Annotated in this window: 17 protein-coding genes and 1 pseudogene; 11 read left to right on the forward strand and 7 right to left on the reverse strand. The window is 70.8% G+C overall.

All coding sequences use genetic code 11. The features are described 5' to 3' along the window. Window positions 1-172: 172 nt before the first annotated feature. The gene (locus tag AB0B76_RS43535; RefSeq protein WP_360387112.1) at window positions 173-388 is read right to left on the reverse strand and encodes a hypothetical protein; all 216 of its coding nucleotides are present in this window, start codon (window positions 386-388) and stop codon (window positions 173-175) included. Window positions 389-1,022: 634 nt separating this feature from the next. Between AB0B76_RS43535 and urtA the strand changes: the two genes are divergently transcribed. The 8 genes from urtA (at window position 1,023) to AB0B76_RS43575 (ending at window position 8,865) form a co-directional block, all read left to right on the forward strand. After that, on the forward strand, window positions 1,023-2,318 hold the full coding sequence (urtA, locus tag AB0B76_RS43540; protein ID WP_360387114.1) for an urea ABC transporter substrate-binding protein: 1,296 nt from the start codon (window positions 1,023-1,025) through the stop codon (window positions 2,316-2,318). A 112-nt stretch (window positions 2,319-2,430) separates the two neighbouring features. Continuing rightward, window positions 2,431-3,315 (forward strand): urea ABC transporter permease subunit UrtB, encoded by an 885-nt coding sequence (urtB, locus tag AB0B76_RS43545; RefSeq protein ID WP_360387117.1) that lies wholly within the window; start codon window positions 2,431-2,433, stop codon window positions 3,313-3,315. Next, window positions 3,312-4,406, forward strand: coding sequence for an urea ABC transporter permease subunit UrtC (urtC, locus tag AB0B76_RS43550; protein ID WP_360387120.1), 1,095 nt, complete (start codon window positions 3,312-3,314; stop codon window positions 4,404-4,406). The genes urtB and urtC overlap by 4 nt, the downstream gene beginning before the upstream one ends. Continuing rightward, window positions 4,403-5,272, forward strand: a complete 870-nt coding sequence (gene urtD, locus AB0B76_RS43555) for an urea ABC transporter ATP-binding protein UrtD (RefSeq protein ID WP_360387123.1) — start codon at window positions 4,403-4,405, stop codon at window positions 5,270-5,272. Before urtC ends, urtD begins: the two co-directional genes overlap by 4 nt. A 2-nt stretch (window positions 5,273-5,274) precedes the next feature. Further along, window positions 5,275-5,958, forward strand: coding sequence for an ATP-binding cassette domain-containing protein (locus AB0B76_RS43560; protein ID WP_360387126.1), 684 nt, complete (start codon window positions 5,275-5,277; stop codon window positions 5,956-5,958). 89 nt (window positions 5,959-6,047) lie between these two features. Continuing rightward, the gene (locus AB0B76_RS43565; protein ID WP_360387129.1) at window positions 6,048-7,727 is read left to right on the forward strand and encodes a cytosine permease; all 1,680 of its coding nucleotides are present in this window, start codon (window positions 6,048-6,050) and stop codon (window positions 7,725-7,727) included. Further along, window positions 7,727-8,293, forward strand: a complete 567-nt coding sequence (locus tag AB0B76_RS43570) for a TetR/AcrR family transcriptional regulator (RefSeq protein WP_360387383.1) — start codon at window positions 7,727-7,729, stop codon at window positions 8,291-8,293. Before AB0B76_RS43565 ends, AB0B76_RS43570 begins: the two co-directional genes overlap by 1 nt. Then, the gene (locus AB0B76_RS43575; protein WP_360387132.1) at window positions 8,290-8,865 is read left to right on the forward strand and encodes a TetR/AcrR family transcriptional regulator; all 576 of its coding nucleotides are present in this window, start codon (window positions 8,290-8,292) and stop codon (window positions 8,863-8,865) included. The genes AB0B76_RS43570 and AB0B76_RS43575 overlap by 4 nt, the downstream gene beginning before the upstream one ends. A 135-nt stretch (window positions 8,866-9,000) precedes the next feature. On the opposite strand, the gene AB0B76_RS43580 is transcribed toward AB0B76_RS43575, so the two are convergent. Together AB0B76_RS43580 and AB0B76_RS43585 are read right to left on the reverse strand one after the other, a co-directional pair. Beyond that, on the reverse strand, window positions 9,001-9,642 hold the full coding sequence (locus tag AB0B76_RS43580) for an SRPBCC family protein (protein WP_360387134.1): 642 nt from the start codon (window positions 9,640-9,642) through the stop codon (window positions 9,001-9,003). Then, window positions 9,639-9,983 (reverse strand): metalloregulator ArsR/SmtB family transcription factor, encoded by a 345-nt coding sequence (locus AB0B76_RS43585; RefSeq protein ID WP_360387136.1) that lies wholly within the window; start codon window positions 9,981-9,983, stop codon window positions 9,639-9,641. Before AB0B76_RS43585 ends, AB0B76_RS43580 begins: the two co-directional genes overlap by 4 nt. 70 nt (window positions 9,984-10,053) lie before the next feature. Between AB0B76_RS43585 and AB0B76_RS43590 the strand changes: the two are divergent. Both AB0B76_RS43590 and AB0B76_RS43595 read left to right on the forward strand, forming a co-directional pair. Beyond that, a pseudogene (locus AB0B76_RS43590) lies at window positions 10,054-10,326 on the forward strand (ribosomal protein L7/L12); the annotation flags it as partial. Window positions 10,327-10,387: 61 nt separating this feature from the next. Next, window positions 10,388-11,089 carry a hypothetical protein gene (locus AB0B76_RS43595; protein ID WP_360387139.1) on the forward strand — a complete coding sequence of 234 codons (702 nt, stop codon included), beginning with the start codon at window positions 10,388-10,390 and terminating at the stop codon, window positions 11,087-11,089. On the opposite strand, the gene AB0B76_RS43600 is transcribed toward AB0B76_RS43595, so the two are convergent. The 3 genes from AB0B76_RS43600 to AB0B76_RS43610 all read right to left on the reverse strand — a co-directional run bounded on the left by AB0B76_RS43600 (window position 11,052) and on the right by AB0B76_RS43610 (window position 14,152). Continuing rightward, the gene (locus AB0B76_RS43600; RefSeq protein ID WP_360387142.1) at window positions 11,052-11,729 is read right to left on the reverse strand and encodes a hypothetical protein; all 678 of its coding nucleotides are present in this window, start codon (window positions 11,727-11,729) and stop codon (window positions 11,052-11,054) included. The two genes, AB0B76_RS43595 and AB0B76_RS43600, sit on opposite strands and share 38 nt — an antisense overlap. 173 nt (window positions 11,730-11,902) lie before the next feature. Further along, window positions 11,903-12,133, reverse strand: coding sequence for a hypothetical protein (locus AB0B76_RS43605; protein ID WP_360387144.1), 231 nt, complete (start codon window positions 12,131-12,133; stop codon window positions 11,903-11,905). A 9-nt stretch (window positions 12,134-12,142) separates the two neighbouring features. Then, window positions 12,143-14,152, reverse strand: coding sequence for an MMPL family transporter (locus AB0B76_RS43610; RefSeq protein WP_360387147.1), 2,010 nt, complete (start codon window positions 14,150-14,152; stop codon window positions 12,143-12,145). Between the two features lie 63 nt (window positions 14,153-14,215). Between AB0B76_RS43610 and AB0B76_RS43615 the strand changes: the two genes are divergently transcribed. Further along, complete coding sequence (locus AB0B76_RS43615) at window positions 14,216-15,637, forward strand: hypothetical protein (protein WP_360387150.1); 1,422 nt, start codon at window positions 14,216-14,218, stop codon at window positions 15,635-15,637. A 255-nt stretch (window positions 15,638-15,892) separates the two neighbouring features. On the opposite strand, the gene AB0B76_RS43620 is transcribed toward AB0B76_RS43615, so the two are convergent. Further along, window positions 15,893-16,297, reverse strand: a complete 405-nt coding sequence (locus AB0B76_RS43620; protein ID WP_360387153.1) for a helix-turn-helix domain-containing protein — start codon at window positions 16,295-16,297, stop codon at window positions 15,893-15,895. Window positions 16,298-16,506 lie beyond the last annotated feature (209 nt).

A 16,506-nucleotide genomic window follows, 5' to 3' on the forward strand; every position in this document is an offset into this window, starting at 1 on the left:
GTGGGCAGCCGCGATACGAGCGACCCCACCGGTCACCTCGACCAAGCCTGGCCGGGCTGCGGTCGTAGGTCTAGTCAATACGTAGCCGCGATCCGGTGCGACACGATGTCGCACGTCATGAGTAAGTCAGTCCACTTTGGAGGTTCGGTGTAATCATGCCGGAGACGTGACTTCAGGTCAGTGTGCGGTCATCGGTGGGCAGCGCACCGTTGACACCCTGCCGCAGCATGATCAGCGAGCTTCGATCACCCCAGCCACCACCACGCGCCAGAGCCGTTTTCTTGACGCTCCCGTTCGGTTCGTCGGCGTCCAGGACATCCAGGACCTCATCCCACGTTGGGAGCGGCGTCCGGGTCTGGAGGTCGAGGGTGCCGCTTCGCTTCGGCATCCAGACAGTCCGTTGTGGTCCGGGTAGCGGATGACGTCGGTGGGTGGCCACCGGACGTGGTGGTACGTCACTGGCGCCAGCTTGTGGAGGAAGTTGCGGGTGATGGTGCGGCGCATGGCGAAGCGGGCGTGCGGGGCGAGGCGAGGCGACGCTGTGGTTCGACGCGGCCGAAGTGCTGGACGTTGCGGTCGCCGGCGCGGCGAAGGTTCCGCCGGAACCGATCGAGCAGGACGGAAGTGCATCGCGTCCTGGGCCGCCCGCCGATCGCGCAGCACCGTCTCGGCGGGATTGCAGTGCATCGGCCCTCCCGGATGTCAGAAGTGTGCCATCGTTCTGCCCTCATCTCGGGCGCGACAGAACTCTGACATCGCCCTTCGGCGATTTTCCGTGCATTTCGGAGCCCAGTGCAGCTCTGCCGGGCGGCGGTTACATAGTTGGAACGATCGAGAAATGTCAGAGTAATGACACGAGGCCAATCTGCTCTCACCTGCAGCAGCCGGCTGCACCTCGTTGGGCGATACCGGGCTGGGCGCTTGGGACGCCGGCGGCTCGGCCCGGGACGTGAACATCCGCACCATCCACTGTGCCGCGACCCGGCGTCACGCCTCCTTGACCAGGAACGGAGTTCCCGCATATGTCCACCACCAGCAAGCGGCTGCGCACGCTTGTCGCCACGGGCGCCTTCGCGACGACCGTCGCCCTCGTGCTCGCCGGCTGCGGCGCCCGCGCCGGCGACGAAGCGTCCGGCAGCAAGTCGGCCGGACCCAGTTGCGTCGACACCTCCGGCAGCACCATCAAGCTCGGCTTCCTCAACTCCCTCACCGGCGGCATGGCGATCTCCGAGAAGACCGTCTCCAACGTGCTGCACATGGCCGCCGACGAGATCAACGCCGGCGGCGGCATCCTCGGAAAGAAGATCCAGTACGTCCAGGAAGACGGCGCCACCGATTGGCCCACCTTCGCGGAGAAGACCGAGAAGCTGCTCACCCAGGACTGCGTAGGCGCGATCTTCGGCGGCTGGACCTCGTCGTCCCGCAAGGCCGTCAAGCCGGTCGTCGAGAAGAACAACGGCCTCTTCTTCTACCCGGTGCAGTACGAGGGCCTTGAGGCGTCGCCGAACATCTACTACACCGGTGCGACCACCAACCAGCAGATCATCCCGGCGATGGACTTCCTCGCCTCCAAGGGGGTGAAGAAGCTGTTCCTCGCCGGCAGCGACTACGTCTTCCCGCGCACCGCGAACGCGATCATCAAGCTCTACGCGGCCAAGCTTGGCATCCAGATCGTCGGTGAGGAGTACGTACCGCTCGACAAGGACGACTGGACCACCCAGGTGGCGAAAATCAAGGCGGCCAAGCCCGACTTCATCTTCAACACCATCAACGGCTCGTCGAACGTCGGCTTCATCAAGGCCTACTACGACGCCGGCCTCACCGCGGCGACGACGCCGATCATCTCGGTGTCGATCGCCGAGGAGGAAGCGCCGGCCATGGGCCACGAGGTCACCGGCCACTACGCGTCCTGGAACTACTTCCAGTCGCTCAAGTCCGACACCAACCCGAAGTTCATCGACAGCTGGAAGGCCTACCCCAAGAGCAGCGGCGTCACCTCCGACCCGATGGAGGCCGCCTACATCTCGCTGTACCTGTACAAAGCCCTCGTCGAGGCGGCCGGCTCGTTCGACGTCAACGCGGTGAACGCCGCAGCGAAGAAGAACGCCATCACGTTCGCCGCGCCGGAGGGCACCGTCACGCTCGACGGCGAGAACCACCACATCTCGAAGCCGGGTCACATCGGCCGGATCAACGCCAGCAACCAGTTCGACATCGTCTGGTCCTCCGACAAGTTCATCAAGCCCGACCCGTTCCTCAACGGCTACGACTGGTTCCCGGCGAACGTCCGCGACCAGCTCGTGAAGGCCGCGGGCTGATCGGCCCCACCCCCACCCGGACGCGGGGTTGCGTGTCGCCTGCGCCAGGCAACCCCGCGTACCCGGATCCGAATCCCCCTCACACCCACCCCCGCACAGAGAGCGAGAGCACGTGGACGCATTGATCCCACCGCTGCTGAACGGCAGCGCACAGGGTGCGCTGCTCCTGCTCGCCGCGCTCGGCCTCTCGCTCACGTTCGGTCAGATGGGCGTGATCAACATGGCCCACGGCGAGTTCCTCATGATCGGCGCCTTCACCGCCTACCTCGTCCAGCAGGTCATCGAATCCAGCGATCTGTCGATCCCGGTCGCGCTGCCGGTCGCGTTCGTCGTCGCCGGACTGTTCGGCCTCCTGCTGGAGGTCAGCATCATCCAATGGATGTATCGCAGGCCCCTCGACACCCTGCTCGTCACGGTCGGTGTCAGCCTGATCCTGCAACAGGCGGCGCTGCAGATCTTCCCGTCCCAGGGCGTCCCGGTGGAGAAGCCAGGCTGGCTCGACGGGCAGTTGACCATCCTCGGCTACGACTGGCCGCTGCGGCAGGTGTTCACCATCGTGCTCGCGACCGTCTGCGTCGCCGCGCTGGCGGCCTGGCTCAAGTACACCTCGTTCGGCCGCCGCATCCGGGCGACCGTGCAGAACCGGGACCTCGCCGAGACCGCGGGGATCTCCACCCGCACCGTCGACCGCCTGACCTTCTTCGTCGGGTCGGGGCTGGCCGGGGTCGCCGGAGTGGCCGCGTCGCTCATCGGCGGCACGAACTCCCAGATGGGCGCGCAGTACATCATCCCGGCCTTTCTCGTCGTCGCCGCCGGCGGCATCGGCCAGCTCAAGGGCACCATCGTCGCCGCGTGGGCGGTGGGCGTCGTCCTCTCGTGCTTCGCCTACTGGACGACCGGCAGCCTCGCGCAGGTGTTCGCCTTCATCCTCGTGATCGTCTTCCTGCAGGTGCGCCCGCAGGGCATGTTCACGGTGCGAACCAGGAGTCTGGTATGACCAAACTGAAGCCACGGCTTTCCCTCGTCGGCATCGGGGTGTTCGCCGTCCTGCTCCTCGCGGTCGCGCCCCTCGTGCTCACCGATCACTGGCTCGGCAACCTCGGCAAGTACTGCTGCTGGGCGATGGCCGCCGTCGGCATCGGCCTGGCGTGGGGCCGAGGCGGGATGCTCGTGATGGGGCAGGGGGTGTTCTTCGCTCTCGGTGCGTACGCGATGGCCATGCACCTCACGCTGGAGACCGCCGGTGACGGGGTCCCGGGGTTCATGGTGCTCTACGACCCGCTCGCGCCGCTCCCGGCGTTCTGGGAGCCGTTCCGCAGCGCTGCGTTCACCCTGCTGGCGATCGTGCTGCTCCCGGTGGTCGTGGCCGGCATCCTCGGCTACGCGCTGTTCAAGCGCCGCGTGAAGGGCGCGTACTTCGCGATCCTGACGCAGGCGCTCGCCGTCGCGCTCGCCACCCTGGTCAGCTCCACGATCCGCGAGACCGGCGGCGACACCGGGCTCAGCGACTTCAAGTACTTCTTCGGTTTCGTGCTGAAGGACCCGGCGAACAGGAACATGGTGTACCTCATCACGGCCGCGCTGCTCGTCGTGTGCCTGCTCGTGGTGTGGCAGCTCTACCGCAGCCGCTTCGGTGAGCTCCTCGTCGCCACCCGGGACGCCGAGGAGCGCGTGCGCTTCCTCGGCTACGACCCGGCCAACATCAAGCTCGCCGCCTTCGTCGTCGCAGCGCTGATGGCAAGCATCGGCGGAGCGATGTTCGTGCCCATCGTGGGCATCATCACGCCGGCCGAGATCGGTGCTGCCGCCTCGATCCTCATGATCGCGGGCGTCGCCTTCGGCGGCCGCGCCTCGCTCTTCGGCCCCGCGCTCGGCGCGATGGCGGTCGGCTGGGGGCAGTCGAGCCTCGGCTCCACCTGGCCCGACGGCTGGACCTACATCATCGGCCTGCTGTTCATCGTCGTCATCCTCTTCCTGCCGAAAGGACTGTCGTCGGTGCCGGCCAGGTTCACGGCAGCGCGACGGGGCCCGGGCGAACAGCCCGCGGCGGCGACCGCCACCCTGCAGCTCGAGGAGGCGAAGTCGTGACCGACGCGTCGCTCGTCGTCACGGACCTCCACGTCGAGTTCTCGGGCTTCGTCGCGGTCGGCGGCGTCTCCTTCGACGCGCACCCCGGCGAGGTCCGGTTCCTCATCGGCCCGAACGGCGCCGGCAAGACGACCTGCATCGACGCCATCACGGGGCTCTCTGCGGCCACCGGGTCGGCGAGGCTCGGCGAGCAGGAGCTGCTCGGCAGGCCGGTGCACAAGATCGTCCGGCTCGGGGTCGGCCGCACGTTCCAGACCGCCAGCGTCTTCAACGAGCTCTCGGTGCTGCAGAATCTCGACATCGCCGCCGGACGCCACCGCCACTGGGCCTCGCTGCTACGGGCCCGGCGTGGCGTCGACCCGTCGATCATGCAGGCGCTGGAGGAGACAGGACTCGCCGGCGAGCTCGCCACGCCGGCCGGCATCCTGTCGCACGGCCAGAAGCAGTGGCTGGAGATCGCGATGCTGCTCGTGCAGGACGCGAGGGTGCTGCTGCTCGACGAACCAGTCGCCGGCATGAGCCAGGACGAGCGGACCGCGACCGGCGAGCTCCTGCAGCGTGTCGCGGCGAAGCGCATTGTGCTGGTGGTCGAGCACGACATGGACTTCATGCGCCGCTTTGCCACGCGCGTGACGGTGCTACACCAGGGCAAGGTGCTCTCACACGGCACGGTGGCCGAGGTGCAGGCCGACCCCAAGGTGCAGGAGGTCTACCTCGGCACTGCGGGCGCCGCGACCACGGCCGCGATGTCGGTCGTGCCCGAAGCGGCAGCCGTCGGGCTCGCAGGCTCGCCGACGGTGTCAACTGTCCGGCTCGCAAGCTCGCCGGAGCTGGCAGCCGGGACGCAGCAGCAGGAGGAGGACTGAACATGCTTGAGCTCACCGACATCGAGGCCGGCTACGGGCGCACGCGGGTGCTGCACGGGGTGACGGTGCCGGCCGGGAAGGTCGTGGCCGTGCTCGGCCACAACGGCGCCGGCAAGACGACGCTGCTGCGGGTCGCGATCGGGCTCATCAAGCCGACGAAGGGCCGCGTGTTCTTCGACGGCGAAGACATCGCGTCGCTCGCCCCCAACAAGCGCGTCGCTCGCGGCATGGCGTACGTGCCGCAGGGTCAGCAGGCGTTCGGCCAGCTCACCACGCTCGAGAATCTGCAGCTCGTCGCCGACGGACGCCGGGGCGGCAAGGCCCTCATCGACGCGCAGCTGGCTCGCTTCCCCGCACTGGAGCAGTTCGCAGCCCGGAAGGCAGGCCTGCTCTCGGGCGGGCAGCGCCAGCAGCTCGCGATCGCCCGCGCCCTCATCACCGAGCCGAAGCTGCTCATCCTTGACGAGCCGACCGAGGGCATCCAGCCCACGATCGTCGCCGAGATCGAGCGCACCATCGTGCAGCTGGCCGGCGAGGGCATCAACGTGCTGCTCGTCGAGCAGCACATCGGCTTCGCCCTCGAGGCCGCTGAGCGCTACGTCGTGCTCGCCTCGGGCTTCGTCACCCAGACCGACGAGGGGGGCTCGGCAGCCGTCTCCACCGTGCGAGCCGCCATGGCGATCTGAGCCGACATTACCGGTTTCCGGGCCTGCAATACGTTCGTAACAACGAACCCGGAACATGCCCCACGCCCGGCGCGTGAGGGGATGCCACTATGAGCAGGACAGGCAACGCGCGCGCGGCCGCGGAGGACAGCCTCGAGGACTATGCCTTCCGATATGTGCCGCGCACCTTCCGGCGCTGGAGCGCGGCGTCCGTCGGCGCGACAGCCCTCGGGTCCATCGCGTTCCTCGCCGATTTCTCGATCGGCGCGACCATCGGCATCGACCACGGTACCGCCAATGCCATGCTCGGCATCCTGTTCGCGTCGGTCATCATCGTCATCGTGGGCGTACCCGTCGCCTACTACGCCGCCCGCTACAACCTCGACCTCGACCTCATCGCCCGTGGCTCGGGATTCGGCTACTACGGCTCGATCATCACAACCGTGGTCTTCGCGGGCTTCACCTGCATCTTCTTTGCCTTGGAGGGCGCCATCATGGCGCAGGGGCTGCAGGTGGCGACGGGGACGCCGCTGTGGCTCGGCTATCTCATCTCGACCGTGGTCGTGATCCCGATCGTCATCTACGGCATGCGTGCGCTGGAGCGCCTGCAATTCTGGACCACGCCCCTGTGGCTCGCCCTCGCCCTGCTGCCGCTGCTGTGGATCATCGTCTCCGACCCCGAGTCAGTGCGCGCCTTCACGTCGTTCAACGGCAACTCCGACGGCTCGATCAGTTTCGGCGCCGTTGTCTCAAGCGCGGCCGTGTGCTTCGCCCTCACCCCGCAGCTGGCGGAGCAGATCGACTACATCCGCGCCATGCCGCCGCGCACGCCGTCGAACGCCCGCTCGTGGTGGACGTCGTTCGCATTGTCCGGCCCGGGCTGGGTCATCTTCAGCAGCACCAAGCAGATGATCGGGGTGTTTCTCGCCGTCTACGTCCTCGTGAAAATCGATCCCACCCTCGGGCACTCCGCGACCGAACCGGTCAAGCAGTTCGTCGGCATGTACCAGACCCTGTTCCCCGACTGGCTCGCAATCGCCCTCGCCCTCGTGCTCATCGTGGTCGCGCAGGTGAAGATCAACGTGACGAACGCGTATTCGGGCTCGCTCGCCTGGTCGAACGTCTTCACCCGGGTGGCAAAGCACTACCCGGGTCGCACGATCTTCGTGCTGCTCAACCTTGTGATCGCGTACGCGCTCATGATGCTGGACGTCTTCACCCTCATCTCCTTCGTCCTGAGCCTGTACGCGAACGTCGTCATGGCTTGGCTCGTGACAATCGCCACCGATATCGCGATCAACAAGTGGGTGCTGCGCATCTCGCCGCGCTTCCCGGAATTCCGCCGTGGCATGCTGCACGACTGGAACCCGGTGGGGCTCGTGTCGGTGGGGCTCGCCTCGGTGCTTTCGCTGATCGCGTTCGCCGGGCTGCTCGGCACCGCCGTCAAGCCGTTCTCGGTGCTCATCGCGATCGGCGTCGCGTTCGTCGCCACGCCGGTCATGGCCCTCGCCACCCGGGGACGCTACTACCTCCGCCGCCGCTCCGACGGCATCGACTCTCCCCTGTTCGACGAGCACGGCAACCCCTCGGGTGAGCGGCTCCGCTGCCATGTCACCGGATACATGTTCGAGCGACCGGATATGCTGGCCTCGGCCCAGCGAGGGGAGCACGGCCAGGTGCAGTACGTCTCGTCGCTGGCGCTCACGCTCGACGATTCCGATCGCTACGTGCTTCCGCCGGAAGTCACCGGCCCCCCGCACTGGGCGACCGATCGAGGCAGGGGAACGTGATGGAGGAGCCGGTCGACACCGCGACCGCGATTCTGGCGAGCGCGGCGGTTCTGCTGCGTGAGCACACGTTCGACGACATCTCCTATCGCACCCTCGCCGACGAGGTCGGTATCTCGGAGCGCACGGTTTACCGCCAGTACCCCACGCGTGCGCACCTGCTCGCCGCACTGTCGAACTGGATTGAGCAGACCCATTTCCCGCTGCCGCCGTTCGTGACCGTGGCCGATTTCCGCGCGGCCGTGCACGAGCGCTTCCGCGCCTTCGACGCGTTGCCCGCGTACGCATTCGTCGGCGCACGGGCGTCTACGATCTCGCTGACGCTCGACGCCGAGCCCGCCTTCATCACGCGTGCGATCGAGGCGATGCTCGACGTGTCGGCTTCGACGCTCAACCGGCGGGATCGGCGGCGGGTCGCGGCATCCCTGCGTTACTTCTCGTCGGCGATGTTCTGGGCGCGACTGCGCACGGGCTTCGACCTGGATGCCGGCGAGATCTGCGACGCGTTCGATCGCGCCGTGGGCACAGTGCTCGCGAGGCTGCCCGACGCGACGTGGGCGGAGCCGTGAGCGGGTCGATGGCCGTCCCGGCGCTGAGCGGCACGCGAGCGGCGATCCTCGCCGCCTACGCCGAGCTGATCGAGGAAGTCGGCAGCGACGACGTGTCGTACCGGCTCGTCGCCCGCCGGGCCGGCATCGCCGAGCGCACGGTGTTCCGCAACTACCCTACGCGGGTCGATCTGCTGCTGGCGACCGCAGCGTGGATCGAGGCGACGGTGTTCGTCCGCGAGGAGTCACACTCGATCTTCGACATCCCCCTCGCGATCCGCGACGCGATGCAGCGGTACGACGCGCGGCCGGAACTCGCGCACGTCGTCGCCGAGACGGCAATGCGCGGTGTGAGCGGCGCGGCGCCGTCGCCCGGCCGGGCGCACCTCGAGCGGCTGCTGGACGCCGAGGTGCCATCCCTCGACGCGGCGCAGCGCAGAGCGGTCATCGTGGCGCTGTCCCACCTCGACTCCGCCGCGACCTGGGTGACGTTTCGCCGCGAGTTCGGCATGGACCGGCGTGACATCGCCGACGCGGCCGCATGGGCAGCGGAGGCGGTGCTCGACAGCATCCGCGACCGCGTCGTCCCGTAGGCGCCGGGCCGGCCAAGTGAACTACGCTGCATCCGAAGCCGGACCGGTCGGCGTAGCGCGATCCAGGAGCGACTCCACATAAAGCCGGCCAAACGGCCGGCTTCAATGGTGCGCACGCAACGGCGGCGCCCCGGGTCACTCCGGGGCGAACTGTCCCGTCGCGAAGGCCACCGCCGCGGCCCGGTCCTCGTCGCTCGTGCCCCACGCGGCCTGTACGACCGCGCCCCACGCCTCGCAGCTGCGCACCTCGAACGCCTTCGCCTCCGCGGTGCCCGGCCACGTCGCCGGGTCGAAGGCGGCCGCGCCCAGGTGCATGAACAGCCCCAGGAGGGCCAGGTCCCAGCCGCCGCCGATGCCGATCGTGCCGCCCGGGCCGAACTGGCGGACCATCTCGTCGACGACCTCGGCCGGCGCGGTGTGCTCCAGCTCCAGCGCGGTACGGTCGCCGCCCGACGGGGCCAGGCGCAGCTCCACCTCGGTCGCCATCCCCTCCCCCATCGACCAGGTGACGCGCAGCAGCGCCGGCGCCTCGCAGCGCAGGATCTCGCCGCCGGCGTTGCCCTGCAGCTGGTACGAGCCGCCGGGGCGCAGGTCGCCCTCGACCGGGGCGAGCCAGCGGGCCAGGCGGCCGGGGTCGGTGCAGGCGTCCCACACGTCCTCGACGGTCGCGTCGTACGTGCGGCGCAGCAGCAGCGAGCGGCCGTCGCCGCCGCCGGTCAGCGGGGCGGTGCCCAGCTCGCGGTGGGTGGCGTTGATCTGGTTGACGAGGTCGATCACGGGTCCTCCTTGTCTCGGGCGCGGGCGCGCCGGCCCCGGGCCAGCTCGGTGCCCAGGGCGTCGAGGCGCTGGTTCCAGAAGCCGCGGAAACGGTCCAGCCAGGCGTCGACCTCCTGGAGCGGGGCGGCGTCGACGGCGTACAGGCGGCGGGTGCCGTCCGCGCGCACGGTGGCGAAGCCGGCCTCGCGCAGCACCTTGAGGTGCTGGGAGACGGCCGGCTGGGAGATGCCGAACTCGGCCCGGACGGCCTCGCTTATCGCTCCGGCGGGCCGCTCGCCGTCGGCGAGCAGCTCCAGGATCCGCCGGCGAACGGGGTCGCCGAGCACGTCGAACGCGTGCATGAGCCGAGAGTGTCACCCGGGCCTTATATAAGTCAAGCCTGAAATAGCGCGGGTGCGGTTGAATGGCGGTATGGAATGGATCCCGGCGCTGATCCTGGCCGTGGTCGCGGTGCTCGCCCTGAGCGCGCGCCGCGGCCCCGACCCGGACGCGGCCCGCCGCCTGGCCGCGGTCGAGCGCAAGCTCGACCTGATCATGGAGAACCTGGGCATCCAGGAGCCCGTGCCGGACGTGCACCCGATGGTGCTGCAGGAGCTGCAGCAGGGCCGGAAGATCCAGGCGATCAAGGCGTACCGCGAGGCCACGGGCGTCGGCCTGAAGGAGGCCAAGGACGAGGTCGAGGCCATCGGCCGCCGCTACGGCCTGTCCACCTAGCCACGTGTGGCGGGGCGGGGCCCGGTGCCCGGTGCGCGACGTCGAGCGGGCGTGGATCGAACGCTCGCTCGACTGGCTGGTCGCGCAGTTCGGGCGCGTCGCGCTGTTCGGTGACGTGTTCACGCCCACCGACGAGTACTTCCCCGGCGTCTACACGGGCAGCCCCGCCGACGTCGAGGCGGTCGTGCGGCGCCTCTGCCTGCGCATGGGGGTCGACCGCGCCGCGATCGCGGTCGAGTACGACGCCGACGGGCCCGCGGCCGAGCTCGCGGGGCACGTGCCGCTGCACACCGACCGGTCCGCGGCCGCCGGACACTTCCGCGTGCAGGACGGGCGCGCGGTCGTCACGATCCGGGAGGACCTCGCGGCGCGGCCGATGGCGCTCGTGGCCACGGTCGCGCACGAGCTCGGCCACGTGCGGCTGCTCGCCGAGGGCCGCGTCGACCCCGGCGCCCGCGACCACGAGCCGCTCACCGACCTGTGCGCGCTCTACTTCGGCTTCGGCATCTTCGGCGCCAACGCCGCGTTCGACTACGCGCGGCGCGCGCACGGCGAGTACACGTACACCAGCACCAGCCGCCTCGGTTACCTGACCGAGCCCATGTACGGCTACGCCCTGGCCCGGTACGCGTGGCTGCGCGGCGAGCCCGCCCCGGCCTGGGCGCGCCACCTCGACACCAACCCCCGCGCCGTGTTCAGGCAGGGTCTGCGGTACCTCGCCCGGTCGCGATGAACGCCAGCGCCGCGAACAGCGCCGCCGCCGGAGCCGCGGGGAGCAGGCCGAGCGACCAGTCGGGCGCCTGCGCCGCCGGCAGCGGCCGCGAGTCCTGCTGAACGGCGATGGCGATCACGACGTCGCGCCCCGGATTCGCCGCCCGGGCCCGGGCCAGCAGCTGCTCCCGGGCCTCGGTGGTGATCCGTGTGCGCAGCTGCTCCTCGGGCTGCGGCCGCGACCACGCGTACAGCATCGGCGCCACCAGCAGTGCCAGGAACGCCACGGCGGCCAGGCCCGCCAGGTGCACACCCCGGCGCCGCCCCAGGCCCGCGGCCACGGCCAGGGCGACCAGGCCCGCGACGATCAGCGTGCCGTCGAGCTCCCGCGCCCCCGGGCCGGTCAGGTCGAGCAGCGCGTTGGGAAACCCGCTCCCACCGGTGCGGGCGTCGACGGAGAGCGCGACGGCGGCCAGGCACGCAACGCCGATCCGGCGGGCCACGACGACCGGGAGGGGACCGGGGAGACTCAGGGTGTACAGCAGGAAGGCCGTCATCGCCAGGCTGCCCGTCCACGGCAGCACGTGCCCGGCGACGAGCCCGGCGACGTGGGCCGTCGCGAGCCCGGTGACCAGCAGCCGCAGCCAGCCCTGCTCCCCCATGCGCCAATCCTGCCATCAAGCGACGCCCGGCGATGTCCCGGGCCGGCGCCACCGACGTGCAAGCAAAGCGACGCCTGACCATGTCCCCCGGGCCGCACGATATGTCGGGCGCTGGCGCGCCGCGACATATCAGATTTTTCGCCTGACCGGTCATATGCCGGATTCAGGGGGGTTCAGGCGCGCGGACAGGAGCCGGCGGCGAGCACGTGGTACACGTCGGCGGCGCCGCGGCACGGAACCGGGGGCGGCGCGGTGCGGGCGAAGGCCTGCCAGCCGGGCGGCGCCGCCGGGAACGCCGCGAGCAGCGCCAGGGCCACCACGATCGCGAGGCGCACCCCGGGCCGGCGCAGCAGCGGCGCCGGTCCGGGGTCGATGCCCGCGGGGCAGTGGTCGAGGTCGATCACCGCGTCATGCTACCCGGCGGCGACGAGCTCGCGATCCACTGTGGAGGGAGCCGCCGGCGGGCGGGACGGCCACCAGTTCGCGCGGCCCAGCAGCGTCATCGTGGCCGGCACGAGCAGCATCCGCACCACGGTGGCGTCGAGCACGATGGCCACCACCAGGCCGAGGCCGATCTCCTTGATGGGCGCGAACCCGCCCAGCAGGAAGCCCGCGAACACCACCACGAGCAGCAGCGCCGCCGAGGTGACGATCCGCCCGGTCTGCTGCAGGCCGACCGCGACGGCTTCGCGGGCGTCGGCGCTCTGCAGGTACCGCTCCCGGATTCTGGCCAGGAGGAACACCTCGTAGTCGACGGAGAGGCCGAACGCGATAGCGGCGACGAGTACCGGCACGGTGAGGTCGACCGCGTCGAGTCGCCCGGTGCCGAACCAGCTCGCGAGGTGGCCGTCCTGGAACACCCACACGATCGCGCCGAACGCCGCGGCGATGCTCAGCAGGCTGGTCAGCACCGCCTTGACGGGCAGCAGGACCGAGCGGGTGAACAAGGCCAGCAGCGCGAAGGTGGCCACGAGCACGACGAGCGCGGCCCACGGCCCGTACTCAGCGAGCATGGCGCGGTAGTCGACGAGCCGCGCGGCGTCGCCCGCCACCAGCACCTCGAACGGCGCCGGCAGGTCCCGCACCGCCTGCAGGGTCGCGCGGCCGCCGGCGGTCCAGGGCTGGTGCGCCGGCGTCGCACGCACGACGCTGACGTCGGCGGAGACCGGTACGACCTCCACTGTGGACACACCCGGCACCGAGCGCACCCGCGCGGCGAAGTCCGCGGTCGCGGCGGCGCCGGCGGGCGAGCGCACGACGGCGGCGATGGCGTCGGGGCCGACCAGGTCCGGGAAGTGCGCGGCGAGCACGTCGTACTGCTTGCGCGTCTCGGTCGTCGCCGGCAGGGCGCGCGCGTCGCTGTTGGTGAGACGAAGATGCAGCGACGGTACCGCCAGCAGCAGCACTCCGGCCGCGGTGACCACTGTGACCAGCAGCGGGCGGCGCTGGACGGCGTGGGCGAGCCGGCCGAACACGCCGGCTCCGGCCGCGGCCCGCGCCGGTTTGATCCGGCCGCCGACGAGCCGCAGCACGGCGGGCAGCAGGGTGAGCACCGCGAGCATGTCCACGACGACGACGCCGGCGCCGGCCAGGCCCATCGAGCGCAGGAACGCGTCCGGGAACACGGTGAGGCCGAGCAGGCTCGCGGCGACGGTCAGTCCGGTGACGGCGATGGTGCGGCCGGCCTTGGCGACGGCCCGCCGCAGGGCCTCGTCGCGGTCGGCGGTCTGGGCCAGTTCGCTGCGGTACCGGCTGATGAGCAGCAGCCCGTAGTCGACCGCGAGGCCCATGCTCAGCATCGTGGCGACCTGGATCGCGTAGACGCTGATGTCGGTGACGAAGCTGCCGAGGTACAGGATCCCGAAGGTCGCGCCCGTGCCGGCCAGGGCGACCATCAGGGGCATCAGCCCCGCGACGAGGCCGCCGAAGACCACGATGAGCAGGATCAGCACCACCGGCAGCGTGAAGATCTCGGCGCGCTGGACGTCGCTCTGTGCCTGCATGCCGAACTCGGTGTTCGTCAGCGGCCCGCCGGCGACCGTGATCCGGCCCGGCGCGGCCGCGCGGATGCGCTCGGCGACCGCGCCGGCCTGGGCCTCGGTCGCCTCCGCCGTGAGCGTGATGTCGGTGAGCACGGCCTGCCCGTCGGCGCTGGGCAGCGGCGGGGCGACCTCGGTCACGCCGGGCATGGTGCGCGCGGCCTCGAGCGCGGGGCCGGCATCGGCGCCGCCGGTGACGACGACGGTGAGGTGCTGCCCGGCGGGGCCGCCGGCCCGCTCGCGCAGGTCGAGGGCGCGCTCGTTCTCGCTGCCGGGCACGGTCGCGACCTGGGCCGTGAGCTTCTCGAACACCCCGCCGCCGAAGCCGACGCCGAGCCCGACGACGCCGACCCAGATGAGGATCGTCAGTATTGTTCTGGACATGCGTCGATGCTTTCGCCGGGGCCGCCTAGTCCGCATCGCCGACAGGAGCGGGACGGATCCCTCGTGAGAGGGATCCTCCGTACCGTCCGCACCGCCTTCCGCGCCGGCCTGCCCCTGGACGCCCGCGGCGCGCCGGTGCCGGCCTCGCTCATCGCCGAGCTGCTGCTCGACGGCCCGGCCGCGCGGCCCGGACGCACGGCGCGCATCGACCTGACCGGCGCGCGCATCACCGGCCGGCTCGACCTGACCGGCGCGCGCATCGACGCGCCGATGCGGCTGCGGCACTGCACGTTCGCACAGCCGCTGGTGCTCGACCACGCCGAGCTCGCCTCGGTGAACCTCGACGACAGTACGCTGCCGTCGCTGGACGCCGAGTCGCTGCGCGTGCGCCGCTGGTTCGGGATGCGCCACGCGCACGTGGCGGGCGAGGCCTGGTTCCACCACGTCCGGGTCGACGGCGCCCTGGACCTGTCCGGAAGCGGCTTCGGCGGCGCCGTCAACCTGCAGCGCGCCGTGGTCGAGGGGGACGCGCGGATCGGACACGGATCGACGTACGGTTGCGGCGTCCGCCTGGACGGCGCGCGCATCGCCGGCGACCTGAACATCGCGCAGTGCACAATGCGCGCACCGGCGGACGGCGGCCCGGCGATCGCCGCGAACGGCGCCGTGGTCGGCGGCGGCGTGTGGGCCCACGAGCTGGTCGCCGACGGCATGGTGATGTTCATCGGCCTGCGCGCCGCCACGGCGATCGTGCTGCAGCGCTCGGTACTGCGGACTCCCGACGACTCCGCACTGCTGCTCATCGAGGCCGAGACGCGGACGCTGACGCTGCGCCCCGACCCGTCGTCGACCGGCGCCGTCGTGCTGCGCGACGCGCGCGTTGGCCGCCTGGTCGACGACCCGGTCGGCTGGCCGGCGGCGTGCACGATCGAGCTCGGGGGCCTGACGTACGATCGGATCAGCCGCCGCTCGAGCGACACGACCGCCTGGACCGCCCGCGAGCGCCTGGCCTGGATGGCGCGCTACGACCCCACGTTCGCGCCGGGCCCGTACGACCAGCTAGCCGCGGCCCTGCGCCACGACGGCCGCGAGCAGGAGGCGCGCCAGGTCCTGCGCGTGCGCGAACGCCTGCGGCACCGCGCGATGGGCCGCCTGGGCGCGGTGTGGGGCGCGGTGCAGGACGCGACGATAGGCTTCGGCTACCGCCCGGCGCGGGCCCTGCTTTGGCTGGTGGCGGTCTTCGGCGCGGGGTCGGCGTGGTTCGCTTGGAGCGGCCCGCTGCCCCCGGTGAAGCCGGGCGAGTCACCGACCTGGGACCCGCTGCTGTACACCCTGGACCTGCTCGTGCCGCTCGTCGACCTGGGCCACGAACACGCCTGGAACCCGGCCGGCCCGGACAAGGCGGCGGCCGTGCTGATCATGGCCGCCGGCTGGATCCTGGCAACGACGGTGATCGCCGGCGCGGGCCGCGCCCTACGCCGCTGAGGGGTTTCGACGACGGCGGCGATCACCGGCGCGGCGCATTCCCTGCACCGCTGACGGGGCCCCTGCCGACCACGGCGATCACCGACGACGGCGACCGTTCGAGAGCGGCTCCGTCGTAGGAGCAGCGGGCCTCGCCGATCGACAACATGTTCGTGCGCGCCCACACACAAACCACCGGCAGCGGCACCAGCAGGGAAGAACCCACCACAGCATGGGGCTCGGCGGCTACAGCGATCACTGACGTCGCTGGCCGTTCTAGTGCGGCCCGTCGTAGGAGCGGCGAGCCTCGTCGATCGACGACATGTTTGTGCGGGCCCACATACGAACCGCCGACAGGGGCTCGAGCAGGGAGAGCCCCAGCGGCGTCAGGGCGTACCCGGCGTCGGAGGTGCGCACGAGGCCGTCGCGCTCCAGGCTGCGCAGCGTCTGGGTCAGCATCTTCTCGCTGATGCCCGGGGTTGATGCGCGCAGCTCGCCGAAGCGGTGCGGGGCCGTCGCGAGGCGGTCCAGCAGCTGCACCGTCCATCGGTCGGCCAGGCGGGCCAGGGTCTGGCGGGTCGCGCAGGTCTGTGGGCAGGACGGGTCGGCGCCGGCGGGCAGCAGCGTGCCGGGCCGCGGGCGGGGAGCGGTCGGAAGTGAGGGACGACGCACAGGATCCATAGACGCGTACTTGTGAGTGCGTACGGCTGTGCAGACTGCAGTCCGACCCGACGGGCAGCGGTCGGAAATGAGGGACCACGCACAGAGTCGACCATCGACGCGGCACTTGTCAGTCCGTACGTCCGCGCAGCCCACAGTCCGACCCGACGGGCAGCCGCCGGAAGCGAGGGACCACGCACAAAATCGACCAACGACGCGGCAGGTGTCAC

The sequence above is a fragment of the Dactylosporangium sp. NPDC049140 genome (assembly GCF_040648435.1).